Origin of the sequence: Amycolatopsis sp. NPDC048633, assembly GCF_040650695.1 — a bacterium.
In the GTDB taxonomy this organism is placed as follows: domain Bacteria; phylum Actinomycetota; class Actinomycetes; order Mycobacteriales; family Pseudonocardiaceae; genus Amycolatopsis.
Genome location: NZ_JBEZHS010000001.1, coordinates 1,273,584 through 1,297,851 on the forward strand (window position 1 = coordinate 1,273,584; position 24,268 = coordinate 1,297,851).

The window sequence follows — 24,268 nt, forward strand, 5'->3', positions numbered from 1 at the left end:
GGTGGCGACAGGGTTCAATGCCGCGGAGTACCTGCTTTCGGCCGGGCACCCGGACGCGACCGCGGTCGTGTCGCCCCGCCGCACGCTCACCTACGCCGAGCTGGCGGCCGAGTCCCGGCGCGTCGCGGGCGGGCTCGCCGAGCTCGGGGTGCGGCCCGAAGAGCGTGTCATGTTCTGCATGGTCGACGACGTCGAGCTGCTCACCGGCATCCTCGGCGCGATGCTGGCCGGCGCGGTCGCCGTGCCGGTCTCGACCATGGTCACCGGGCTCGAGCTGGGCAAGATGCTGGCCGACTCGCGGGCGCGCCTGCTGTGCGTGTCCGGCGAGTTCGCCGAGCAGGCGGTGACCGCGCTCGGGTTCGCGCCCGAGGTCACCGACGTCCTGCTCGACCGGTCCGACGCGGCCGGGTTCGGCGTCCGGACGCACGAGTGGTCTTCGCTGGCCGGCTCGTTCCGAAGTGGACAGACGTGGGAGGACTCGCCCGCGTTGTGGCTGTACACGTCCGGGACGACGGGACAGCCGAAGGGCGCGATGCACCGGCACGCGAGCATCCGCGCGGTGTGCGAGACGTACGCGCACAGCGTGCTGGCAACTACCCCGGTCGACCGGTTCCTGTCGGTGCCCAAGCTCTTCTTCGCCTACGGGCTGGGGAATTCGTGCTTCTTCCCGCTCGGTGCGGGCGGGACGACACTGCTCGAACCTTCGCGTCCGACGCCGGCGTTGTTCGCCAGACGGGCTCGTGAAGAAGAGCCTTCGCTGTTCTTCGCCGTCCCGACGTTCTACGCGGCGCTGCTCGCCAGCGACGTCCCGGACGACTCGTTCGCTTCGGTGCGGCACGCGGTCTCGGCCGGCGAGCCGCTGCCGGCGTCGCTGTTCGAACGGTTCCGCGCCCGCTTCGGGCTGGAGATCCTCGACGGCATCGGGTCCACCGAGGCGTTGCACATCTTCCTGTCGAACCAGCCCGGCGCGGTGCGGCCCGGCAGCACCGGCGTCCCGGTGCCCGGGTACTCCGTGCAGATCCGCGACGAGGCGGGCGCGGTGATCGACGCCGCCGGCCAGCCGGGCGAGCTGTTCGTGGCCGGTCCATCGACGGCGACCGGCTACTGGGCGCGTTACGACGCGACGAAGCTCGTGTTCCAGGGCGAGTGGCTGCGGACCGGCGACAGCTACGTGCGGAACGAGGACGGCACGTATTCCTGTCTGGGCCGGTTCGGAGACATGTTGAAAGCAGGCGGGATCTGGGTATCACCGTCCGAAGTGGAGGAACGGCTGCGCCGGCACCCGGCGGTGGCGGAGGTGGCGGTGGTCGCCGCACCGGACGCCGACGGGCTCGACAAGCCGGTGGCGTGCGTGGTGGCGGCCCCCGGGTTCGCCGTGGACCCGGCCGAGCTGATCGAGTTCTGCCGCGAGGGCCTCGCGGCGTTCAAACGTCCGCGAGGAGTGGTCGAACTGGCGGAACTGCCGAAGACGGCGACGGGCAAGATCCGCCGGAACGTGATCCGCGAGCAGGTCCGGGACGTCCTGCGGGTGGTGCCCAGCACGTGATCGACGGTTACTTCGTGGTGGACGCGCACGTCCACACCCCGCGCCTGCCGACGCTCAAACCCGCCTGGACGCAGTGGGCGCACGACTTCGCGGGGTCGTACCCGTGGCGTTCGGTGTACTCCTCTTCGGGGGAGGTGATCCCCTCGGCGATGGACGAGCTGATGGAGTCCGAGGGCGTCGACCGGGTGCTGCTGTTCTGCGAATACAGTCCACGGGCGACGGGGATCCAGCCGATCGAGGACAACTTGCCTTTGGTGGCACACAATCCTTCGCGGTTCCGGCTGGTGGCGAACGTCAATCCGTATCTGCACCACCCGGCGGCTTCCGAGGTTTCGCGGCAGCTGGACCTGGGTGCGGTGGCGCTGAAGATCCACCCGGTGCACGGCGCGTTCTCCCCGGCGGACAAGGAGCTGTACCCGGTCTATTCGCTGTGTGCCGAGCGTGGGGTGCCGGTGATCCTCCACTCGGGAACGTCGAGCTTTCCGGGCTCCCGCACGAGTTTCGGGAATCCCGAGCTGATGTCCGATGTGATCGAGGACTTTCCTTCGCTGCAGTTCGTCTTCGCCCACGGTGGTCGCGGCTGGTGGTACGACGTGGCGGCGTTCCTCGCGCTGGCGCGGGAGAACGTCTGGCTGGATCTCGCCGGGCTGCCACCGAAGAAGCTGCCGGAGTACTACCAGCGGTTCGATCTGGCGCGGTTGGCGGGGAAGTTCGTGTTCGGGACGGACTGGCCGGGGGTGCCTTCGGTGGCCAAGAACGTGCGGGCGCTGATCGGGCTGGGCTGGCCCGAGGACGTCCTGACCGGCGTTCTCGGGGGTAACGCGGTGAAGCTGATGCCCGGTCTGGCCTAGCACTCAAGCGTTGAACGCGCGCAGTGTCCGCATCGCTTCCGCGAGTGCCGGCGCGTCGTTACCCAACGGCGTCAGCACGATGCGCCGCAGGATCTCCGCTGCCGCCGTCCTCGCCTTGTTCGCCATGTCCAGCCCGTGGTCGGTCAGCGCCGCGAACGTCACCCGGCGGTCGTCCGGGCTCGGGACGCGGCAGATCAAGTCTGCCGCCACCAGGCGGTCGGCCACCTTCGTGAAGCCGCCGCTGGACAGCGCCGCCTCGGTGGCCAGCTTGGTCATCGGCATCCGGTGGTCGGGCGAGCGGACCAGCCGCAGCAGGATGTCGAACGACGCCGGCGCGAGGCCGAGGCGGTCGGCGATCTCGCCCATCAGCTTGTCCTGCGTGGCCAGGTAGCCCTCGATGACCAGGCCCCACCAGGTGACGATCTCGTCGTCGTCGGTCTTCGGATCCACCCGGCCAGCCTACCGGAAAGTCTGCACGGAATATATCTTGCTCGCGAGAGGTTCTGCGGTTACCTTGAATCCAGGAGGCAACCATGGCGATCAAGACGTCCGGCCTGCACCACGTCACCGCGATCGGCGGCGACCCGCAGCGCAACGCCGACTTCTACCTGCGGACCCTGGGCCTGCGGCTGGTGAAGACCACCGTGAACTTCGACGACCCGGGCACCTACCACCTCTACTACGGCGACAGCGCCGGCAAGCCGGGCTCGCTGATGACCTTCTTCCCGTGGCCCGACGCGCCGAGCGGCCGCCACGGCACCGGCCAGGCGACGACCACGTCGTTCTCCGTTCCCGAGGCCTCCATCGGCTGGTGGAAGCAGCACCTCGACGCGCAGAAGATCGAAACCGGCCAGGTCCGCAACGCCGACGACGAGGACACGCTCACCTTCCGCGACCCCGACGGCCTGAAGCTCGCCCTCGTCGCGCACCCGCAGGGCGACCCGCGCGACCCGTGGAACACCGAGCTGGTCCCGGCCGAGCACGCGATCCGCGGCCTGCACTCGGTGACGCTTTCGGTGACCAAAGAGGACGCCACCGCCGGCATGCTCACCGACGGACTCGGCCTCAGCTTCGCCACCCAGGACGGCAACCGCCTGCGCTTCGCCGCCGGCGAAGGCGGGCCCGGCGCGCTGGTCGACGTCCTCGTGACGCCGGACGCGCCGCGCGGGCTGGTCGCCGCGGGCACCGTGCACCACGTCGCCTGGCGCGCGCCGGACGAGGACACCCAGAAGGCCTGGCGCGAAGAGCTCGTCGACCAGGGCGTGCACGTTACTTCGATCCTGGACCGCCAGTACTTCCGCTCGATCTACTTCCGCGAGCCCGGCGGCACGCTCCTGGAGGTCGCGACCGACGAGCCCGGGTTCGCCATCGACGAGCCGCTGCTGGAGCTGGGCCGCGCGCTCAAGCTGCCGCCGTGGCTGGAGCCGCGCCGCGAAGAGATCCAGCACATGCTGCCGAAGCTCGACCTCCCCACCGAAAACAACCCGGAGCTGTCATGACGCTGGAGCACGAGTACGTCGAAGGTTCGCCGGACGCGCCGCTGCTGCTCCTGCTGCACGGCACCGGCGGCAGCCCCGGCGACCTGCTCGGCCTGGCGCGCGAGCTGAGCCCGGACTCCGCCGTGCTGGCCCCGGCCGGCCCGGTGTCGGAGTACGGCGCGGCGCGCTGGTTCCGGCGGCTCGCCGAGGGCGTGTTCGACCACGAAGACGTCGTCAAGCGCGCGAACCAGCTCGCGGACTTCGTCCTGGAAGCCCGGGAGAAGTACGGGCTGGGCGACCGCCGGCTGGTCGCCGTCGGCTTCTCGAACGGCGCCAACATCGCGGCCGCGGTGACGCTGCTGCGGCCGGACGTCGTCCGCGAAGCCGCCCTCTTCGCGGCGATGTCGCCGGTCCCGGACCCGCCGTCGAACGACTTGTCCGGCTCCCGCGTCTTCCTGGCCAACGGCGAACGCGACCCGATGGCGCCCCTCGCGTCCACGGAGGAGCTGATCGGGCTGCTGCGCGCGCGTGGGGCCGACGTCGTCACCGAGCGCCACACCGGCGGGCACACGATCACGCCGGACGGCGTCCGCGCGGCCGCGAAGTGGATCATGCCCTGACGTTTGTACGGACCGTATATCGGCGCGCCCTACGATCGGGTGATGACTAACGAGGCACTGCAGCGTGCTACGAAACTGCTGGACGGGGTCATCCTCGCCGACGGGCACAACGACCTGCCGTGGGAGCTGCGGCAGCACGGCGGCCCGAACCCGGTCGAGGCGGCCGCGTCGCTCGACCTGACCGTCCGGCAGCCGGCCCTGCACACCGACTTCCCGAAGCTCGCCGACGGGAAGCTCGGGATGCAGTTCTGGTCGGTGTACGTGCCCTGTGAGTTCGAAGGCCACAGCGCCGTGACGGCGGTGCTGGAGCAGATCGAGGTCGTCCACCAGCTGGCCGAGCGCTACCCCGACCGGCTCCGGCTGGTCGACACCGCGGACGAGGCCGAGGCCGCGTTCGCCGACGGCCGGATCGCGTCGCTGCTCGGCGCGGAGGGCGGGCACAGCATCGCGGAGTCGCTCGGCGTGCTGCGGATCCTGCGCCGCCTCGGCGTCCGCTACATGACGCTGACGCACAACTTCAACACCACCTGGGCGGACTCGGGCACCGACGAGCCGGCCCACGGCGGGCTCACCGAGTTCGGCCGCGACGTCGTGCGCGAGATGAACAAGATCGGGATGATGGTCGACCTGTCGCACGTCGCGCCGACGACGATGCGCGCGGCCATCGAGGTCAGCTCGGTGCCGGTGATCTTCAGCCACTCCTCGTGCCTCGCGGTGAACGACCACCCGCGCAACATCCCGGACGACGTCCTGGCGCTACTGCCCGGCAACGGCGGCGTCGCGATGACCACCTTCGTGCCGGCGTTCATCTCGCCGAAGGTCACCGCGTGGGACCACGAGCTGAAGGCCGCGATGGTAGCCGCCGGCCAGGAGTACCGGAACCTGGCCCAGCGCGGGGAGTTCGTGAAGGAGTGGGACGGCCCGGTCAAGCCGAAGGCCACCGTCGACGACGTCGTCGCCCACATCGAGCACGCCCGCGAGGTCGCCGGGATCGACCACATCGGTCTCGGTGGCGACTACGACGGCGTCGGCTCGCTGCCGGAGGGCCTGGAGGACACGTCCAAGTACCCGGTGCTGTTCGCGGCGCTGCTCGAGCGCGGGTGGAGTGACGAGGACTGCGCGAAGCTGGCCGGGAAGAACACGCTCCGCGTGCTGCGGGAGGTGGACGGCTTCGCCCGTTAGGGGGTTTGACACAGCGCTCCCCGCGTGCGGGACGGACACTGAGCACATGACGCACGCGCGCGGGGACGCGGCCGGCCGCCCCACCGGCCCGACCAACCACGACCTGCCCGGGAACGAGGTGCCCGAGGGCGCCCTCGAACCCGCCGAACTGCGCGCCGGCGACGTCCGGCCCGGCGCCGAGGAGGTCACGCCGGTGCTCCCGGCGCCGGCCAAGACCGGCGCGGCCACCAGGAAGCGGAGCCGGCCGACGCGGATCAGCGGCACCTGGGTCGCGGTCATCGCCGGTCTGGTCGTGCTGGTCGTGCTGCTGGTCTTCATCCTGCAGAACCTCGACCCGGCGACGGTGCACTTCTTCGGCGCCGAAGGCAGCCTGCCGCTGGCCATCGCCATGCTGTTCTCGGCCATCGGCGGTGCGGTGCTGGTCGCGCTGATCGGCGGGGCCCGGATCATGCAGCTGCGCAAGCAGGCCCGCCGCCGCTGAGGCGGAAAGTGGCGGACTCAGACGATGATCGACGTCATCGTCAGTACCTGCGCGCAAACGTTTTCGTCGCCTGAAGTCCGCACGCGGCCGAGGTCGGGCGCGGCGCGGGTGCAGAGCCGCCAGAACGTGTCCAGGTCCGTCGTCACGGTGGCCAGCGGGGTGCGCGACGGCGGCGCGCCCCGGTCCAGGACCCAGCCATCGCGCTCGCGGCGGGCGTACCACTTGCCGGCGCCGGTGACCGTGTAACCCACTTGCTTCCCGACGCGCGCGTCGACGTCGCGCAGGGTGTGCGGCAGCGCGCGGACGAACGTGTCGGCGATCGGCTCGGCGTACTCGGCCTCCAGCGGCGTGTGCTCCAGCGCCTCGCGGATCTGCACGTGGTGGACCCAGAACTCCGAATAGTCGCGCGCCGCGTCGAGCCAGCGCGGCGCCGGCTCGTCGCCCGCCCAGCTCACCGGCTCGCCCAGGACGTCGAGGTCGAGCTTCGCCCAGTACTCGGTCGTCTGGCCCATGAACTCGTACATCATCGTGAGCAGGACGTCCGTCGAGAGACGGCGGCAGGCGACGACCCACTCCTCGTTGATCCGGTCGATGAAGCGGGGGAAGGACTCACCCGGGCGGGGGGCTTCCGGCGCGTGCCCGTCGCGGCTCCGGGACAGCCGGCCGACCTTGTCCCCGAGCAGGTGAGCGGCGACGTCCTTGACCGACCAGCCCGCGCACCCGGTCGGGCGCAGCCAGTCTTCGTCGGTCAGCGCGCCGAGCAGCGTCATCAGCGCTTGTTCCTCTTTGGAGAAGTACGGGAGGACGTCGATCGGCGGGCCCCAGCGGGTCGGACTCATGGTGCACATCATGCCGGTGGTCACACCACCGTTCGGCCTACCCGCAGGTAGCATCAGCCCGTGAGCAGAGGGGAGTCCGCCCGTGAACGCAGAGCGACCGAACGGCCGGGGCGCCGGTGACGAGGTGGCCGACCTGGCCCGCCGCGCCGGCCAGCTGGCCGGCTGGGCCGCGCGCACCGGGTTCGCGCTCGGGCGCAGGCTCCCCGGCGTCGAGACCGCCGAACGCGGGGTGCGGCAGGTCGAGCGGCAGCTGCTGGGCGAGCTGCGCCGCCGCCTCGACGAGGTCGACGACCCCTACCACGCGGCGCTGACGGCGGCGTCCGCGATGAACCGCCCGGCGGTGCCCGGCAAGGTCGAAGCCGCGGTCACCATCGTGCCCGCGCGCGACAACCACGCCGAGCCGCTGCGCGCCGCGATGGCCGAGCTGCTCAACCACTCCATCGGCTTCGGCCGCGAGCGCGCCCGCGAGTACTTCTACGCGATCATCCTGCGGCAGCTGACCCCGGACGAGGCACGCATCCTGTCCGCGCTGTCGGACGGCTCGCCGTTCCCCGCGATCGACGTCGTCGAGCGCACCGGCCTCGGCAGCAGCGGGCGCGTCGCGCTGCGCAACGCGTCGACGGTGGGCAAGGCGGCCGGGGTGTCGCTGCCCGACCAGGTGCCCGGGTACGTCACGCGGCTGATCGGGCTGGGCCTCGTCGACCTCGACGAAGAGGTGCCGTCGCTGGAGACGCAGTACGAGATCCTGCTGACCGACGAGACCGTGCGCGACGCCGAGAAGCACGTCAAACGCGCGAAGTACGTCCGGCGGACGATCCACATCTCGCGCCTGGGCGCGCAGTTCTGGCAGGCCTGCGACCCGAGCTTCGGCTAGCGGATGGGGTCGTTCCTCGCCGGCATCGTCGCCGACTTCGCGCAGCACTGGCCCCTCTACGTCTCGATCCCGGTCGTCGCCGCGCTGATCGGCTACGGCACCAAGCTCGTCGCGATCCGGATGATGTTCCAGCCGGTGGAGTTCATCGGCGTCAAGCCGTTCCTCGGCTGGCAGGGCATCGTGCCCAAGCGCGCCGCGCGGATGGCGAGCATCGCCTGCGACACGATGACCGAGCAGCTGATCAAGCCGGCGGAGGTCGTCGCGCGGCTGGACGCTTCTCGCATTGCCCAGGAGATCGAGAAACCGCTGCTCGCGGGTGTCGAGGACATCGTGCGCGAGGTGGCCGGGCACTACCAGCCGGGGCTGTGGGAGTCGCTGCCGGAGCGGGTGCAGCGGCTGGTGATCGAGCGCGTCCAGCACGAGTCGCCGCGGATGGTCGCGGCCGTGCTCGACCTGATCAAGTCCGATGTGGACAGTGTGTTCGACCTCAAGGGCATGGTCGTCACGAGCCTGGTCAAGGACAAGCGGCTGCTGAACCGGATCTTCCAGGAGGCGGGCGCGAAGGAGTTCAAGTTCATCGCGCGCTCGGGCCTGGTCTTCGGCGGCGCGATCGGCGTGATCCAGATGGTCGCCTGGATCCTGTTCAAGTTCCCGCTGATCATGCCGCTGTTCGGCCTGTTCACCGGTTGGTTCACCGACTGGCTGGCGCTGCGGATGATCTTCTACCCGATCGAGCCGCGGCGGTACTTCGGAGTGCAGTGGCAGGGTCTGTTCCTGAAGCGGCGCGCGGAGGTCGCGGAGGCGTACGGGTCGCTGATCGCCCAGGAGATCATCACCCCGCACAACGTCATCGAGGCGATCCTGCACGGGCCGCTGTCCGATCGCGTGCTGGCGCTGATCCAGCGTCAGCTGGACCGGGAGCTCGGGAGCGTCGCGAAGCCGGTGCTGGTGTTCGCGGTGGGCAGCCGCAGGTACCAGGACATGAAGCTGGCGATCGCTTCGCAGATCATGTCGCGGCTGCCGGAGACGATGCGCTACATCGAGGACTACGCGACCGACGCGATGGACATCCGGAACGTGCTGGTGTCGAAGATGAAGGAGCTGTCCCCGCACGAGTTCGAGCGGCTCTTGCGGCCGGCCTTCGAGCAGGACGAGTGGATCCTGATCGCGACGGGCGCGGTGCTGGGGTTCGCGGTCGGTGAAGGTCAAGTGCTGTTGCTGGAGCACCTGGCGGCTTAGGGCTTGGCCTCAGCCGAGGCGCGCAGCTACCTCTTGCCAGAGTGGTGGGGCTTCGCTGTCGAGTGATACCGCGATGATCAAGCGCCCGAGCACGTCGACTTGAATAGGATCGAAGATCGCGTCGGAGTCCGCTGAGCGTTCTCTGAGCCGTCTTTGAAAGGCCGCCGGTGGCTCTTCGCCGAGGACACCCAGGAAGAGGTGAGTCCTGGCCGCCCCGAGCAGATTCGCGGATACCCAATCTCCGCGTACTGGACCCTCGTTGAAGACCTGTGTCCGATCTCCTGGTGGCGCTGTTCTCCAGAGGCGCTCGATGCTCGTCGTGACATTTGCCTGCAAGCCTCGCACCTCGTCGCGGTCGTCTTCCTGATCGGAGAAGGAGCTCTCTTCGCGAGGCCTCTGTTCGACGCGATCAGCTCCGTTGCGGGACCGTGGTATGCGGCCGGACTCCTCGTCGGCAGAGGGAGGCATTCCCGGGCGTCGGGTGGAGCGCTCCTTCCGGGGGCGCGATCCGGTTGGGGCGGGCGTGTCGGGCGGCCGTGTGGACCGCCGCTGCGCCGGCGGTGGGAACTCTATGTGGAACAGGTCGACACTCAATGTGGGCCCGCCGAAGCAGGTCCACGCCATCGTGACCGGGTGGTAGCTGTGCCGGGCGGACCAGTCGAGGATCTCGTCGAGCCGTTGCTGTTGTGCTTTCGAGGGCATCGAGCTCGCGAGCGGTTTCGTCGACCTTCCGCGTGCTTCACCGGCAATTCTGTTCTTCGGCGCGAATGGGTCGAGAAACAGCAGATCCGGGCGGACCCCGCCCCGGAGGTAATTGCCCTTGATGTGAAGCGGCAGTGCGTCGAAGTGTTCGAGGTGTTCGTGGTTGCCGCTCCAGCGGTAGAAATCACGCATCGTTGCGGTGAGCATACCCATCCCCACGGATTCGATGACGAAGCCTCGGATGTGACGGGCCGCCGCTCTCAGATCATCGAGACGAGCAGCGACTCCGCCGGTCGGCCGTGCCTTCAGAAAACTGAGGACAAGGTTCAGTTCGTGTTGTTTGAGCCGGTACGTCAAGGCGCGGTGCAGGGGTGTCGCGAGCGCGTTGACCTCGAGCAGACTGGGAATCCGGATCGGCATCGGCCCTTGCCGGTCGAACACGGCGTCTTCGAGAACGTGTTCACCAGCGCTGTTGTAGCCGCTGGTGCAGCGGAAGACTCGCAGATCTGCGGTGGGCATTTTCGCATTTTAGCCCTCGAACCGACAGCGTGTGCACCACACGCACGGTCCTGGCAAGCCGGCAACGTCGTATCCGCTGCCTGTGCGAAAGTGCTCGAAGTAGCTCATCACCCGGCTCTCCGGGGACAGGTGCTGTTGCTGGAGCACCTGGCCGCCTGACGGGCGAGCAAGTCCACCCGAACGGCCGTACACCTGGCCGTATCCCCGCGCTTACCTTGCGCCTCTAATGTGCGTCAGGACGACGACGGGCGGGGGAGCCCATGCCTCAGACAGCCGAACCGTGGCCGCAGGAGATCCGCCTGGCGATGACGATGGTGGGCGGCGCCAGCCTCGCCATCTGGATGGGCGGCGTCGCCACCGAGACGTCGCAGCTGCTGCGCGAGTCCAGGGGGGACGCCGAAGCCGGGCTCTACCGCAAGCTGCTCGACCTCCTGCGGGCCACGGTGTCCATCGACGTCCTCACCGGGACCAGCGCCGGTGGGGTCAATGCCGCTTGTCTCGGCCTGGCCGAAGCCTTCGGTTCCACGCCGCAGGTCCTGCGGGACACCTGGCTCGAGATCGGCTCGCTGGAGAACCTCGTGCGAGACCCCGCCGAGGCGCAGCCGCGGTCCATTCTCGACGGCGATCGCGTGCTGCTCGGCGACTTCGAGCGGGCGCTGCACCGGATCACCGACTCCGGCTCCGCACCCGCCGAGCCGCCGGACGTCACCGTGCTGCTCACCGGCACCATGATCGACGGTGAGACCACCCGGTTCGACGACGCGCTCGGGAACCTCGTGCGGGACACCGAACACCGGATGCTCTTCCGTTTCGATGGTCCATTGTGGACGCAGGGGGTGCAGGGCCCGCTGGCGCTCGCCGCGCGCTCGACGGCGTCGTTCCCGGGCGCCTTCGAGCTGTCGCGGATGCCGATCGGGGCCGCCGGCACCGACGAGCTGCACCCCGACATGACCGCCTACACCGACCTGACCCGGTCGCACTGGCTCACCGACGGCGGGGTGCTGCTCAACAAGCCGCTGCGGCCGGCGCTGCGGGAGATCTTCGAACGCCCATCGCACGCGGACGTCCGGCGCCTGCTGCTCTACGTCGTGCCCGCCGGCGAACGGGAGGCGACCGAGATCGCCTGTGACGCGGCGAACCCGCCGCTGCTGTCGAACGCGATGAGCAAGGTCGTCTCGACGGTGATGAGCCAGTCGATCAGCGCCGAGCTCGAGGACCTCACCCGGCACAACGACGCCGTCGTCCGGACCCGCGACACCCGCGTCTCGCTGGCGGCGCTGGGTTTGCGCGGCGGTCCGGAGTGCCTGATCGACAAGGGGATCGCGACCGCCTACCTGGACCGGCGGACCGCCGAAGACGCCGCCGAGCTGGTCCAGGCGGCCACCCGGCGCTACGCACTGTCCGATGTGGACACCGAAGACCGGGAGTGGGCTTCGGGAATGTCGCAGCAGCTGCGCGCGGTCGCCGTGGCCGGGCTGAGCAGTGGCATCCCGCCCGAGCCGCCGTCGGCGAGCATGACCGTGGCGGACCTCGTCGCCTACCGCACGAGCGCGCTCGACGACGCCGTGGCGACCGGGTTGCAGCTGATCAACGCCGGGTTCCGGGCCGGCCCCGACCCCACGCAGGCGAAAGAGCTCAACGACGCGCGGGCGGGGCTGCACGCGGCGCGGAAGACGTCCGCCCGGAGCACGCGGCTGGCCCAGTGGGTCGCGGGGCACGACGAACCTGGCGCGAGCAGCACCCTCGAGGTGTGGATCCGCGAACTCGCCGAGGAGTGGGCCGGGCTCGGCCGCTCGGACGTCGTCGCGCAGGCCTGGCCGATGGTCGTCACCGCGTTGCGAGCCGCGGCGCCGACGCTGCGGGCGCTGACCGAGGCAGCGGAAGACGGCACGGTGAAGACGCTGCTCGACTGGCTGGCCCTGCCCGACGGCGGTGACGACGTCGTCCAGGCGCGGCTGCTCGGCCTGCACGTCGCGACGCGCGGGCTGCTCGCGCAGGCGCCGTCGGTCGACCAGCGGGTCGAGCTCGTGCAGGTCAGCGCCGATTCGCGAACGTTGCTGGACCTGAAGCGCCGCCGGTCGTGGGACAAGCTGACCGGGATGCAGGCGGACAACTTCGGCGCGTTCTACAAGGCTTCGTGGCGCGCCAGCGACTGGATGTGGGGCCGCGTCGACGGTGCCGGCTGGCTGGTGCAGTGCCTGCTCGACCCGCGGCGGCTGGAGACCCTGCGCGACCTCGTCGGGGCAGAAGCCTTCCGCGAAGAACTCAAAACCGCGCTGAAGCCGGTCTGGCGCGGGCCCGGCCGCGACGACAACGCTGAGCCCGCCGAGGTGGGCGAGCTGACCGGCCAGCTCGACGCCGAGCTGGCGTTCCTCGGGCTGGACTCGCAGCTCGACGCTGTGGACTTCACCACCGATCGGCCGGTCAGCATGCCGGTGACGGCGATGGTGCTGGCCCGCACCCGCCAGGCGGAGATCGCCGCGGAGGAGCTGCCGGTCGTCGCGGCGCAGGCGGCCGCCGACGTCAAGGTGAGCGGCGGCAGCGGCGCGGCCTCGGCCGGGTTCCGCGCGCGGGCCGCGCAGCCGATCGCCGACGCGGCCGCCGCCCAGCGCGTGTTCCAGGTGTGCCAGGTGTCGGCGGAGAAGCTCGCGGGCGAGCAGGGCACGGCGCAGCTGACGCGCACGCTGGTCAAGCTCGGCGCCGCGACGGTCAACGCGGGGACGGTGGCGTTCCACCTGCCCGGCGGCTGGCCGAAGACGGTCGCCGGCATCCTGCGGACAGTGGCCCGGAGCACGGCGAAGGTCACGCAGAGCGCGTCCAAGCTGGGGACCCCGGGTTCGCTGGCGGCGGGCGTGCTGGCGCTGCTGGCCGGCCTGGTGCTCGGCGACAGCGGCGGCGCGATCCTGCAGTGGATCGGCCTCCCGGTGCTGGCGGGCGCGGTCATCTACCTCGCGACGGCGGTGCTGACGATGGGCCGCACCGCACGCCGGCTGTTCGCGGTCCTGGGCGTAGTCGTGGTGGCGGCGCTGTTGCTGGCGTCGTTCCTGCCCCCGATCGCCCAGCCGTTCTTCGGCTGGCTGGGGAACGTGGTGGCGGGCTGGCGCCGGGGCGAGGGCGCGGTGTGGTGGCTCGTCGTTTCCGGGCTGCTGATCCTGCCCGCGGTCGTGATGCCGGTGGCCGGGATCTGGCGCCGGCTGCGGAGCCGCCGTCGCGCCTGACCGGACGATTCGCCGTCAGCGGCCCTCCCCGGCGCGAGCTGTCCGGTCGAAGGCGCCGCTCGTGCGGACTCGTGCGGAATACGGCCCGTCGCCTTGCGATCACCGGCCCGAAGGGTCATGGTGCGGGTAGGTCGTGGACCACGAGCGCGCGACCGAGCCGCACGTATGCCCCGGAACCGTCCACTTCAAACATGTTTGTGGGACTGCTCACCGGGTACTCCGCGTCGCCCCAGGTCATTGCGGGGTCCGTGAGCTGCGTCGCTGGCAGGTCGAAAATTCTCTGTTACGTTTCCTGAGTATGTCCGTAACGCACTTGATCGAATCGCCGACCAAGGCGGACGGCGCGCAGCTGTGGCGAATCGCGCGTGATTCCGCCAAGCTCGATCTCAACTCGCCGTACGCATACATGCTGTGGTGCCGCGATTTCGCCGAGACATCGGTGGTCGCGCGCGAAGACGGCAAGGCGGTCGGATTCGTGACCGGCTACCGCCGGCCGGGGGAACCCGACGTCGGGTTCGTCTGGCAGGTCGCGGTCGACGCGTCCCAGCGGGGAAAGGGCCTGGCCGGCAAGCTGCTGGACGCCCTGTACACGCGGCTCGTCGCCACCGGGGTGCGTTACCTCGAGACCACCATCACCCCGGACAACGAAGCGTCCATCCGGCTGTTCACCTCCTTCGCGAAGCGCTGGGAGGCGTCGGTGGAAACCACGGTGCTGTTCGCCGGCGCGGATTTCCCCGGCGACGGTGAACATCTGCCGGAAGAGCTTTACCGCATCGGTCCGCTCTCAGTACGCACAGATCCGGGCGAGTAGGAGAAAAGAACGCCATGAGCATCTTCGAAGAGCTCGAATCCGAGGTCCGCAGCTACAGCCGCGGCTGGCCGGTCGTGTTCGACCGCGCCCAGGGCAGCTGGCTCTACGACGAGAGCGGAAAGGCCTATCTGGACTTCTTCGCCGGCGCCGGCGCGCTGAACTACGGGCACAACAACCCGCAGCTGAAGCAGGCGCTGATCGACTACATCCAGCGCGACGGCGTCACGCACGCGCTGGACATGTACACCGTGGCCAAGCGCGACTTCCTGCAGACCTTCCGCGACAAGATCCTCGACCCGCGCGGCATGAACTACAAGGTCGTGTTCCCGGGTCCGGGTGGCGCGAACGCCGTCGAAGCGGCGCTGAAGCTGGCGCGCAAGGTGACCGGCAAGGAATCGGTCATCAACTTCACCAACGCCTTCCACGGCATGACGCTCGGCGCGCTGTCGGTCACCGGCAACTCGATGAAGCGCGGCGCCGCGGGCATCCCGCTGGTGCACGCCACGCCGATGCCGTACGACCAGTACTTCGACGGCGCCATGCCGGACTTCCTCTACTTCGAGAAGCTCCTCGAGGACTCCGGCAGCGGGCTCAACGAGCCGGCCGCGGTGATCGTCGAAGGCGTCCAGGGCGAGGGCGGCATCAACGCCGCGCGCCTGGAGTGGCTGAAGGGTCTCGACGACCTCTGCAAGCGCCACAACATCCTGCTGATCCTCGACGACGTCCAGATGGGCTGCGGCCGCACCGGCCCGTTCTTCAGCTTCGAGGACGCCGGGATCTCGCCGGACATCATCTGCCTGTCGAAGTCCATCGGCGGCTACGGCATCCCGATGGCGCTGACGCTGATCAAGCCGGAGCTCGACGTCTGGGAGCCGGGCGAGCACAACGGCACCTTCCGCGGCATCAGCCCCGCGTTCGTCACCGCGACCGAGGCGATCAACACCTACTGGAGCGACGACGAGCTCGAGAAGTCGACCAAGGCGAAGGGCGAGCGCATCGCCGCCGCCTTCTCGGGGATCGTCGAGGCCTACCCGGAGGCGAACCTGGTCGCCAAGGGCCGCGGCCTGGCGCGCGGCCTCGGGTTCGAGAACGGCGACCTGGCCGGCCGGGTCTGCGCCGAAGCGTTCGCGCGCGGCCTGCTGATGGAAACCTCCGGCCCCGACGGCGAAGTCATGAAGCTTCTGCCGCCGCTCACCCTGACCGACGACGAGCTGACGCAGGGCTTGTCGATCATCGACGAGTCCATCAAGGCCGTCCTGAAGAAGTAAAGGAGTTCGCCCGTGCTCGTCCGCACGCTCGACGAGGTGACCGACACCGACGCCGACATCAAGACCCCGAACTGGCGCAGCAAGCGCATCATCCTGGCCAAGGAGGGCGTCGGCTTCTCGGTGCACGAGACCACGCTGTACGCCGGGACGGTCAACGACTTCTGGTACGCCAACCACATCGAGGCCGTGTTCATCACCTCCGGTGAGGGCGAGGTCGAGGACCTGGCCACCGGCAAGGTGTACGACCTCAAGCCCGGCACGCTCTACCTGCTCAACGACCACGACAAGCACCAGGTCCGGCCGCGGACCGAGATCAAGTGCGTGTGCGTGTTCAACCCGCCGGTGACCGGCCGCGAGGTCCACGACGAGAACGGCGTGTACCCGCTCATCACCGAGTGACGACGGAAACGGGAGAGGAAACAGGAGGCGAACCCCGTGACGCTGATGGACACCCGGGTCGACGACGGTTACCCGACCCGGATCACCGGTACGCCGGCCCAGCTGCCGCGCGTGCACCCCACCGTGTGGGGTACCGAAGCCGATGGTCCGATCGACGCCGCCACCCTGGCGAACCACGAGACCAAGGGCTACACGGTCGTCGAGGACACGCTCTCGGTCGGCGAGGTCCAGACGTACTGGCAGGAGCTGGTGCGGCTGTCCTCCGACAAGGAGCTGGCCCGGGACGAGCGCGTCATCACCGAAGCGAGGACCGGTGAAGTCCGGTCGATCTTCGACGTCCACGAGATCTCGGCCCTGATCGCCGAGCTGGTGCGCGACCCGCGCGTGCTGGACCGGGCCCGGCAGCTGCTCGGCTCCGAGGTGTACATCCACCAGAGCCGCGTCAACTACATGCCGGGCTTCAAGGGCACCGGGTTCTACTGGCACTCGGACTTCGAAACCTGGCACGCGGAGGACGGCATGCCCACCCCGCGTGCGGTGAGCTGCTCCATCGCGCTGACCGACAACTACCCGTTCAACGGCGGCCTGATGATCATGCCGGGCTCGCACCGGACGTTCGTCCAGTGCGCCGGCGAGACGCCGGAGGCGAACTACAAGGCGTCGCTCAAGGACCAGCGGGTGGGCGTGCCGAGCGAAGACGACATCACGCAGATGGCGGCCGAGCACGGCATCGACCAGTTCACCGGCCAGGCGGGCTCGGCGCTGTGGTTCGACTCGAACATCATGCACGGCTCCGGGAACAACATCACCCCGTATCCGCGCTCGAACATCTTCCTGGTGTTCAACAGCGTGGAGAACGCCCTGGACCAGCCGTTCGCGGCGAGTGCGCCGCGGCCGGCGTTCATCGCCGGCCGTGACTCGACACCGATTTCGCGTTAAGTCACACACAACCCGGCGGTGACTGATCCGGTGCGCTTTGTTACCGTGTCGCCACCGCGCGGGCGTGTGGCCCGCGCAACAGACGTCTTCGCTGACGACTGGCGGCGGGTGCTTCGCTCGGGGTGAGCACACCTGCCCGGTCGCCGGCGGTGACGGCGGGCGGACCGCGCCCCCTGGCGGCCCGGCCGGAGTTTCATCACGACCCCGCACCAGCGGATCGGGACCGATGGTGCGGGGTCGTGTCATGCCCGGGGGTCGCCGGAGGATGCCGCACCCCTTCCGCGCCTGCGCTGCGGAATCCGCAGAAGCCCCAAAACTCCTGGTACCGGGCCTGCTGGACAGCCGGTGACCACGGTAGGTTGATTTTCCGGCGAGGGAGACGCCGATCCGACCGTGAACCCCCGGGGAGGTGGGCGCGAGCATGGCCGAATGCCGGTTCCAGCTGCTCGGGCCCGTCCAGCTCTTCGACGGTGACGTCGCCGTCCCGATCGGCGGCCCCGGGGTCCGCGGCCTGCTCGCCCTGCTCGCGCTCAAGCCCGGCAAGGTCGTCGGCCTCGACGAGATCATCGACGCCCTCTGGGGCCACGACCCGCCCGCCACCGCGCGGACCATCGTCCACGGCAACGTCTCCCACCTGCGGCGGATCCTCCGTGACATCGACGGCCCGAGCATCCTGACCACCCCGCCGGGCTACCGCCTGGACGTCGAGCCCGACCGGATCGACGTCCACCGGGCGCGCACCTTGCTGGACCGCGCGTCGCTGGCCACTCCGGAGGTCGCGGCCGCGTCGCTGGCCGAGGCCCTCGCGCTCTGGCAGGGACCGGCGCTGGGCGGCGTGCCCGAGTCGTTGCAGGCGCCCGAGCTGGAGGACCTCCGCCTGGCCGTGCACGGCGCCCGCGTCGACGCCGACCTCGAGCTCGGCCGGCACGCCGAGCTGATCGTCGAGCTGAGCCCGATCGTCCGCGCCGATCCCCTCGCCGAGCGGACCGCCGGCCAGCTCATGCGGGCGCTGTACCACGCCGGGCGCCGCGGGGACGCGCTCGAGCTGTACCGGACCGTCTCGCGCGCCACCCTCCGCACCCTGGGCGTCGAGCCGGGCGCCGAGCTGCGCTGGCTGCACGAGCGGGTGCTCAACGACGACCTCCCGGCCCGGAACGTCGCCACCCCGGCCGCCGCCGACGAGCCGCGCAAGCCGATCTCGCAGCTGCCCGCCGCGGTGCCGAGCCTGGCCGGGCGCGCCGGCGAGCTGGCCTGGCTCGACGGCCTGGTCGCCCGCGCCGAGGCCGGCGAGACCACGATCGCCATCGTCACCGGGACCGCCGGGGTCGGCAAGAGCACCCTCGTCGTGTGGTGGGCGCACCGGGTCGCGCGGCGGTTCCCGGACGGCGTCCTGTTCGCGTCGCTGCGCGGCTTCGACCCGCACCATCCGCCGCTCGAGCCCGCCGAGCTGCTTACCCAATTCCTGCTCGGCCTCGGCGTCGAAACCGCGAAGATCCCCGAGCGGCTGCACGAACGCGTCGCGCTCTACCGGTCGTTGATCGCCGGACGGCGGATGCTCGTGCTGCTCGACGACGCCCGGACGGCCGAGCAGGTGCGCCCGCTGCTGCCGCCGAGCGCGCGGACGATGACGGTGGTGACCAGCCGGTCGCGCCTCGACGGGCTCGCGGTGTCGAACGCGGCCAAGCAGCGCGTCCTCGGCACGCTCGCGCCCGAGCACGCCGTTCAGCTCATCGAGGAGCTCGCCGGCCCGGCCGGGCACAACCACACGCTCGCCCGGCTCTGCGGCTACCTCCCGCTCGCGCTGCGGATCGCCGGGGCCCGGCTCTCGGCCAGCCCGCAGCGCACCGCCGAGGAGCTGGTCGACGAGCTGGGCAACGAGCGGACGCGGCTGGCCGGGCTGCAGGTCGACGGCGCCGACGACGGGGTGCGCGCCGCCTTCGACGTCTCCTTCCGCGGTTTGCCCGGCGAGATCGCCGAGACGTTCCTGCAGCTCGGCGCGGTGCCCGGGGTCATGGTCGGGCCGCACCTGATGGCCGCGGTGGCGCAGATCCCGGTGGCCGAGGCCCGGCGGCGGCTGCGCGCGCTGGCCGCGCACAACCTGATCGCCGAGACCGCCCGGGACGTCTTCGCCCCGCACGACCTCGTCTGGCTCTACCTGCGTGAGCTCGCGGAACGGGAGCTCGACGAGAAGGAGCGCGACGAGGCGATCGGCTGGACGGTCCGCTATTACCAGGCGGTGGCAGACCGGGCGCGGCGCCGGCTGGGGCACGTCGCCGACCCGCTCGACTTCACCGGCGTGCTCGCCGACGAGGCGATGCCGCCGCTGGCCGGCTTCGCCGAGGCGCGCGAGTGGTTCGCGGCCGAGTGGCCGAACCTGCTCGCGGCCCTGGACGCCGCGTACGCCGCCGGCCGCTACGACGACGTCTGGCGGCTGGCGCGGATCGGGCACGGTTACCGCGTCGCCAGCCCGCTGCTGGACGAGTGGACGCGGATGGCCGACCTCGGCGTCGCCGCCGCCGAAGCCGCGGGCGACGTCGCCGGGCAGTGCTGGCTGCGGCTCGCGCGGTGCGAGATCGCGCTGACGTTCGAGCTGCCGGGCGCCGGCCTGGCCGACGCCGAGCGGGCGCTGGAGCTGTCCGCCGGGCACGCCGACGAGCGCCTGGTCACCTCGGTCGACCTGCATCTCGGCCGCGCGCTGAGCCGGCGCGGCGAGCACGAGAAGGCCATCGACCGGCTGGCCAAGGCGATCGCGGAGGCCGCCGATGTCACGCTGCGCGGTCAGGCGCTCAGCAGCTGCGCGCAGGCGGAGAAGCGGGCGGGCCGCCTGCCCGACGCGATCGCCCACCAGCTGGCGGGCCTGGCGATCGACCGCTCGCTGGGCGACGACGACCGGCTGGTCGTCTCGCTGGACAAGCTGGCCGAGCTCAGCCTCCGGGCCGGCGACGTCGAGGCGGCGGAGCGCTACGTCTGGGAGGCGATCGACCTGGCGATCAGCCGCGAGTTCGCGGCGCGTGAGGGCGCACTGCGGCTGACGCTGGGCCGGGTGCTGCGGGCACGCGGTGATCTCGACGGCGCGCGGGAGCAGCTGGCGTTGTCGGTGCGCATTTACGAGCGGGTGCATCCGAAGCTGGTCGGTGAGGTCCGGACCGAGCTCGCCGAACTGCAGTGAAGATTTCGCGTGACAACTTTCCAGCGGTGATCAACATTCGTGAAGAGAATTGCCGGTTGCGAATGGATCACGGACCCGGCATCCGGGGTCGATCCTTAGTGGATTCTTAGTGCCCCGGGGCGGCGTCCGCGTAGGTTCGGCAGTGCCGGCTGAGCCCTAGGGGAGGGGCAGGCTGAGACGCCGGCGCCGGGCCCCGTGCGGGAAAACCCCGCCGGGGCCGGGAGCCGCCAGGAGCGGCTCGTGGCGGCCCGGCCGGCCGACGTGGGGGTAGGCCGGCCGGTCGCCAGGCTCGCGGTCGCCGCGGCTCAGCCCACGTTCGCGGTGCAGAGCGCGATCGTCGTCCCGCTGTTTTCCGCGACCTTCTTGCCGTCGACCAGAATGGCGCAGTTGATTTCGTTGTTGAGTTGCGAATTGCGGGTGTCCGCGGTCAGCGTCAGCAGGTACGAACCATTGTTGTAGGACGCCCCGCCCTGCCACGCGTCGGTGCTCGCGGGAGAGTTTTCCGTGCGCTGGTCCGACAGGCTGCCGTAACGCACGGTCGCGCCGCCGGCGGAGGTCACCTGGAACGTCACGGTGTGCTTGTCGCCGGCCACCGCGGGCATGTGCAGCCCGGATTCGCCGCCGCCGAGGAAGGTCGAATACGCCAGCATCCCCCCGGTCGAGAGCAGCGCCGCGACCGAGACGGCGGTGGCGGTGATCGCCAGCCCGCGATCGCCCACCGCACCCTTCTTGACCTGGACCAGCCCGACGACCGCCAGCACGAGCCCGATCCCGGCCAGCGGCCACGCGACGAATCCGATGTCCGGGACGAACGCGACAACCAGGGCGGCCACGCCGAGCACCAGGCTGACGATCGCGAGGATGTTCCGTCCGGGCTTCGCGTTGGCCTGACGACGCTCCGTGGCCGTCACCGGTGGTGCGGGCCGCCCGTGGCGGGCAGCGGTCGGCGGCGGGTACTGCGGGTCGGTCATCATGCGAACCCCTTCGGGTGGGAGTGCGACGACGTTAACCCATCAGAGTGCCCGCGAACGAAATTGTTACATTCCGGAAAAAGTCATTGTCCCACCATTTCGTGCCAGGTATCGGTATTTCCTGACAACGCGCGCAGGGTGTGGCCCGGTGATCAATGGGAAGAATATCGGAGTTCCCACTGTTCGGCGGCCGATTCTGCGTCCTCGCAGCGGGTATCGTAAATATCCTGCGGAGATCCGGATACCGCCGTGGAGCCTACGACGAGTGTCGGTACCGTTGCGCACGCCGAAAGTCGTATACCCGACTTATCAGTCGAAAAGGCTTACTTCGGGCGTGATTTCGAGGAGCTCGAAAACGGGACGGCCCCGGCGTCCGTCGATCGTCGTGGTGCGTACGACGCGCAACCGCGCGGTCACCGGGCGGTCGAGGTTCTCCTTGATCTCGTCGAGCAGGTCCTCGGCCACCGCGCCCTGGATCGTCCCGCCCGACTCACGGTCGAGGTAGAAGATCCGGCGCCGGGTGCGGACGCCGTCGAGCCGCCCGCGCACCGTCTCGTAGCCGACGGCCTCGCGCGACTCCCGGAGGCTGCCCTGCAGGATCCGCGCCTGCTCGGTCGTCATGCTGCGCGTGACCTGCTCGCCCGCGGTCGGCGTCAGCGCCATGCCGATACCGGCGTTCTTCGCGACGGCGTTGACGATGTCGCTCACGGCGTTGCGGACGGTGTCGCGCTGCAGCAGCACGGCGTCGAGCGCGCCGTCGTCCGACCCGTTCGCCGGCAGGAAGTCGCACAGCTCCTTGACGGCGCGCTCGGACAGCGTCTCGATGCCGTCGACGATCAGCGCGTCGTCGACCGACTCGAGCTCGGGGAACCCGAAGAAGATCGCGTTGCCCGCCTGGCCGCGCTGGATCAGCGGCGCCTTGTCGCGGTCGGCCTGCTGGACGATCGTGACTTCGCCGGACGGGTTCCGGATGATGTGCCCGATCTTGGCCGTCGCGTCCTGCAGCGCGCGGCTGATGTCGGAGAAGGTGTAGGCGTCGATGCTCTGCTCGCCGATCACCGAGACGTGCAGCAGCGGCGACCGGGACGTCCGCTCGAACTTGGCGTTCGCCGCCATCGCCGAGGCGCGCGCGAGGTCGTCGAGCCACGTGCCACCGGGGATCTCGTCGGCGATGCGCCGGAACTCGTTCCTCACCAGACCATCTCCGGGTAGCCCCTGCCGCCTTCGGCCCAGACCTCGGCCCAGACGTCCTCGTCGCCGGGCCGGCACAGGAAGCCGTCCAGCATGCCCCCGACCGGCTGGACCTTGTCGAGGTACATCGCGGGCTGCCCGACGATCACGCCGCGCAGCGTGAGCAGGCCGTACAGCGCCGAGCGGCCGGCGTCGTCGAGCCGCTTCAGTGCGCCCCACTCGTCCGGGACGAGGACGACGTCGAGGCCGCGCGGCGGGTGGGCGGTCCGGGTGATGAGCTCGCCGCCGACCCAGGCGCGGCCGGTCGGCATGATTCGCCGGGCCACGCCGAGGTAGCTGTTGAGCGCGCTGAAGAGGATCTCGCGCTCGTTCTGGTGCGGGGCGTCGAAGACCAGGCGTTCGTAGACGTCGGCGAGGTCGCAGGCGTGGCGGCCCGGCGGGAGGACCAGCTGGGGCGTCCAATGGGGGAGCGCCACGCCACCCCCTCCTCAGGCCTCGCTCACAGTGCGTAGCCGAACTTACCAGGATGGGTGTCAGCCACCGCGGCCAGGCTGGTGCGGCCACCGCGGGGTCGCTTCCGGGAGGTCGTCGGCCTCCGGCCAGGCGGGTTCTTCCTCGGTGGGCCAGTCCTCGGCCTGCGCCCCGCGCTGCGGCGGCAGCGGCAGCCGGCCTTCGCGGTGGCCGGCGGGTTCGGGCTCTTCGTCGTCGTGGACGGGTTCGGTCCGGTCGGCCTCGGGCTGCATCCAGGCCGCGGGGATGAACTGCGTCTGCTCGGCCGCCAGCGGTTCGGGCTCGGGTTCGTAGTAGACGTCTTCCGCGGGCTCAGGGGCGGCGGGCTTGGGGCGCTGCGCGGTGCGCAGGACGAGCCACGAGGTGAGCGCGCCGAGGGCGAAGGCGACGATCAGCCAGAGCCAGATCTGCCCGAACAGCCACACCATCCGCCATCACCCCTAAACGACCGTGATCTCGACGCGCCGGTCTTCTTCGCCGCCGGTGGCGGGGCGGGTGTCGCCGAGCCCCCGGTAGGTCACGCGCTTGGCCGTCAGCCCGTTGGTGGTGAGGATCCGCGCGACGGCCCTGGCGCGGTCCCGGGAGAGCTTCAGGGCGGCGCTCTCGCCGCCGGGGCCCCGGCCGACGTGGCCGGTGACGCGGTACCGGAAGGTGCCCGGCGACTTGGCGAGGGCGATCGCGACGGTCCGGGCGGCCTGCTCGCCTTCGGGGGTGAGCCGGGCGGTGTCCGGCACGAAGCTGATCGGCGCCTCGGCGAGCATCCGGTCGATCTCGGCCTGCACCCCGGCCTTGTCGGTGGGCGGCGCCGGAGCGGTCGCACTGGTGGTCGGCGGCGGGCTGCTGGTGCTGGGGGCGCTGGTCGGCGGCTTCGTGCTGGGGGCCACGGGAGTGACGTCGCCTTGCAGCTGGGCGGCCCGGACCCCGTCGACGTTCTGGACGACCTCGAGGGCGCGCAGGGCCTGGTCGGGCGCGAAGCCGCTGAGGGTGGCGTCCCGGCCGTCGAAGGTGACGTTGCCCTTGGCGAGCCCGGCCCCGGCGAGCGCGGACCGGGTGTCGGCGGCGAGATCGCGCTCGATGTTCCCGGCTTGGGCCCAGGTGACGACCCCCGCCAGCAACGCGGTGACCAGCACCGCGATCGGGACCACAAGGATCCAGCGACGACCACCGGACATAAGGGGACTGTAAGCCGGGTGGGGCGGGTTGGCGAGCCGGGGAAGAGTGGTCGTCCACAAGTTGTCCCCAGGCGAGTCGACATGTGGACAACTGGCTGGCCTGTGATCGTTCCGGCACTTTCCGTCGGCGGTGGCCGATACGCTGGATGCGGGCGGCCCCCCAGGGAGCGGCGGGGTAGGTCTGTGGGGGCTCGGGCGCGGCCAGCGAGCGGGGCGGCGGCAGTCCGGACGTCATGAACGACCCTTTCACCTCGTCAGACGAGGTGAAAGGGTCGTTCATGACCGCAGC

Annotated in this window: 22 protein-coding genes; 14 read left to right on the plus strand and 8 right to left on the minus strand. The window is 70.4% G+C overall.

What is annotated here, in order from left to right:
• Position 1: 1 nt before the first annotated feature.
• Both AB0C38_RS06445 and AB0C38_RS06450 read left to right on the plus strand, forming a co-directional pair.
• The gene (locus AB0C38_RS06445; protein WP_360667327.1) at positions 2–1,546 is read left to right on the plus strand and encodes a benzoate-CoA ligase family protein; all 1,545 of its coding nucleotides are present in this window, start codon (positions 2–4) and stop codon (positions 1,544–1,546) included.
• Positions 1,543–2,397 (plus strand): amidohydrolase family protein, encoded by an 855-nt coding sequence (locus AB0C38_RS06450; RefSeq protein ID WP_360667330.1) that lies wholly within the window; start codon positions 1,543–1,545, stop codon positions 2,395–2,397. The genes AB0C38_RS06445 and AB0C38_RS06450 overlap by 4 nt, the downstream gene beginning before the upstream one ends.
• A gap of 3 nt (positions 2,398–2,400) precedes the next feature.
• Here AB0C38_RS06450 and AB0C38_RS06455 read toward each other — a convergent pair whose 3' ends face one another.
• Positions 2,401–2,847, minus strand: a complete 447-nt coding sequence (locus AB0C38_RS06455; protein WP_360667333.1) for a MarR family transcriptional regulator — start codon at positions 2,845–2,847, stop codon at positions 2,401–2,403.
• 83 nt (positions 2,848–2,930) lie between these two features.
• On the opposite strand from AB0C38_RS06455, the gene AB0C38_RS06460 reads away from it, so the two are divergent.
• From AB0C38_RS06460 to AB0C38_RS06475, 4 genes are read left to right on the plus strand one after another with little or no spacing between them, the layout of a single operon-like run.
• Positions 2,931–3,896, plus strand: a complete 966-nt coding sequence (locus tag AB0C38_RS06460; protein ID WP_360667336.1) for a ring-cleaving dioxygenase — start codon at positions 2,931–2,933, stop codon at positions 3,894–3,896.
• On the plus strand, positions 3,893–4,495 hold the full coding sequence (locus AB0C38_RS06465) for an alpha/beta hydrolase (protein ID WP_360667339.1): 603 nt from the start codon (positions 3,893–3,895) through the stop codon (positions 4,493–4,495). Before AB0C38_RS06460 ends, AB0C38_RS06465 begins: the two co-directional genes overlap by 4 nt.
• A gap of 42 nt (positions 4,496–4,537) precedes the next feature.
• On the plus strand, positions 4,538–5,677 hold the full coding sequence (locus AB0C38_RS06470) for a dipeptidase (protein ID WP_360667342.1): 1,140 nt from the start codon (positions 4,538–4,540) through the stop codon (positions 5,675–5,677).
• A gap of 46 nt (positions 5,678–5,723) precedes the next feature.
• Positions 5,724–6,158 carry a lipopolysaccharide assembly protein LapA domain-containing protein gene (locus AB0C38_RS06475; protein WP_360667345.1) on the plus strand — a complete coding sequence of 145 codons (435 nt, stop codon included), beginning with the start codon at positions 5,724–5,726 and terminating at the stop codon, positions 6,156–6,158.
• A 17-nt stretch (positions 6,159–6,175) separates the two neighbouring features.
• On the opposite strand, the gene AB0C38_RS06480 is transcribed toward AB0C38_RS06475, so the two are convergent.
• Positions 6,176–6,997, minus strand: coding sequence for a maleylpyruvate isomerase family mycothiol-dependent enzyme (locus tag AB0C38_RS06480; protein WP_360667347.1), 822 nt, complete (start codon positions 6,995–6,997; stop codon positions 6,176–6,178).
• A gap of 82 nt (positions 6,998–7,079) precedes the next feature.
• Between AB0C38_RS06480 and AB0C38_RS06485 the strand changes: the two genes are divergently transcribed.
• Together AB0C38_RS06485 and AB0C38_RS06490 are read left to right on the plus strand one after the other, a co-directional pair.
• Positions 7,080–7,871, plus strand: coding sequence for an Abi-alpha family protein (locus tag AB0C38_RS06485; protein ID WP_360667350.1), 792 nt, complete (start codon positions 7,080–7,082; stop codon positions 7,869–7,871).
• A 3-nt stretch (positions 7,872–7,874) separates the two neighbouring features.
• Entirely contained in the window at positions 7,875–9,110 is a 1,236-nt protein-coding gene (locus AB0C38_RS06490) for a DUF445 domain-containing protein (RefSeq protein ID WP_360667353.1), read from the plus strand.
• A 9-nt stretch (positions 9,111–9,119) separates the two neighbouring features.
• Here the strand turns inward: AB0C38_RS06490 and AB0C38_RS06495 are convergent, their stop codons facing one another.
• Positions 9,120–10,331, minus strand: coding sequence for a hypothetical protein (locus AB0C38_RS06495; RefSeq protein ID WP_360667356.1), 1,212 nt, complete (start codon positions 10,329–10,331; stop codon positions 9,120–9,122).
• A gap of 260 nt (positions 10,332–10,591) precedes the next feature.
• On the opposite strand from AB0C38_RS06495, the gene AB0C38_RS06500 reads away from it, so the two are divergent.
• From AB0C38_RS06500 to AB0C38_RS06525, 6 genes are all read left to right on the plus strand, one after another.
• Positions 10,592–13,549, plus strand: a complete 2,958-nt coding sequence (locus AB0C38_RS06500; protein ID WP_360667359.1) for a patatin-like protein — start codon at positions 10,592–10,594, stop codon at positions 13,547–13,549.
• A 298-nt stretch (positions 13,550–13,847) separates the two neighbouring features.
• Positions 13,848–14,360 carry a diaminobutyrate acetyltransferase gene (gene ectA / locus AB0C38_RS06505; protein ID WP_360667555.1) on the plus strand — a complete coding sequence of 171 codons (513 nt, stop codon included), beginning with the start codon at positions 13,848–13,850 and terminating at the stop codon, positions 14,358–14,360.
• Positions 14,361–14,374: 14 nt separating this feature from the next.
• A complete protein-coding gene (gene ectB / locus AB0C38_RS06510) occupies positions 14,375–15,628 on the plus strand; it encodes a diaminobutyrate--2-oxoglutarate transaminase (protein WP_360667362.1) in 1,254 nt (417 codons plus the stop codon).
• Positions 15,629–15,640: 12 nt separating this feature from the next.
• The gene (locus AB0C38_RS06515) at positions 15,641–16,027 is read left to right on the plus strand and encodes an ectoine synthase (RefSeq protein WP_360667365.1); all 387 of its coding nucleotides are present in this window, start codon (positions 15,641–15,643) and stop codon (positions 16,025–16,027) included.
• A gap of 36 nt (positions 16,028–16,063) precedes the next feature.
• A complete protein-coding gene (gene thpD, locus AB0C38_RS06520) occupies positions 16,064–16,966 on the plus strand; it encodes an ectoine hydroxylase (protein ID WP_360667368.1) in 903 nt (300 codons plus the stop codon).
• A 421-nt stretch (positions 16,967–17,387) separates the two neighbouring features.
• The gene (locus AB0C38_RS06525) at positions 17,388–20,135 is read left to right on the plus strand and encodes a BTAD domain-containing putative transcriptional regulator (protein ID WP_360667372.1); all 2,748 of its coding nucleotides are present in this window, start codon (positions 17,388–17,390) and stop codon (positions 20,133–20,135) included.
• 305 nt (positions 20,136–20,440) lie between these two features.
• Here the strand turns inward: AB0C38_RS06525 and AB0C38_RS06530 are convergent, their stop codons facing one another.
• From AB0C38_RS06530 to AB0C38_RS06550, 5 genes are all read right to left on the minus strand, one after another.
• Positions 20,441–21,109, minus strand: a complete 669-nt coding sequence (locus AB0C38_RS06530; protein ID WP_360667375.1) for a DUF4190 domain-containing protein — start codon at positions 21,107–21,109, stop codon at positions 20,441–20,443.
• A 306-nt stretch (positions 21,110–21,415) separates the two neighbouring features.
• On the minus strand, positions 21,416–22,300 hold the full coding sequence (locus tag AB0C38_RS06535; protein WP_284746892.1) for a hypothetical protein: 885 nt from the start codon (positions 22,298–22,300) through the stop codon (positions 21,416–21,418).
• Positions 22,297–22,773 carry a hypothetical protein gene (locus AB0C38_RS06540; protein WP_360667379.1) on the minus strand — a complete coding sequence of 159 codons (477 nt, stop codon included), beginning with the start codon at positions 22,771–22,773 and terminating at the stop codon, positions 22,297–22,299. Before AB0C38_RS06540 ends, AB0C38_RS06535 begins: the two co-directional genes overlap by 4 nt.
• Before the next feature lie 57 nt (positions 22,774–22,830).
• Positions 22,831–23,235 (minus strand): hypothetical protein, encoded by a 405-nt coding sequence (locus AB0C38_RS06545; protein ID WP_360667382.1) that lies wholly within the window; start codon positions 23,233–23,235, stop codon positions 22,831–22,833.
• A gap of 12 nt (positions 23,236–23,247) precedes the next feature.
• Positions 23,248–23,979 (minus strand): OmpA family protein, encoded by a 732-nt coding sequence (locus AB0C38_RS06550; RefSeq protein ID WP_360667385.1) that lies wholly within the window; start codon positions 23,977–23,979, stop codon positions 23,248–23,250.
• Positions 23,980–24,268 lie beyond the last annotated feature (289 nt).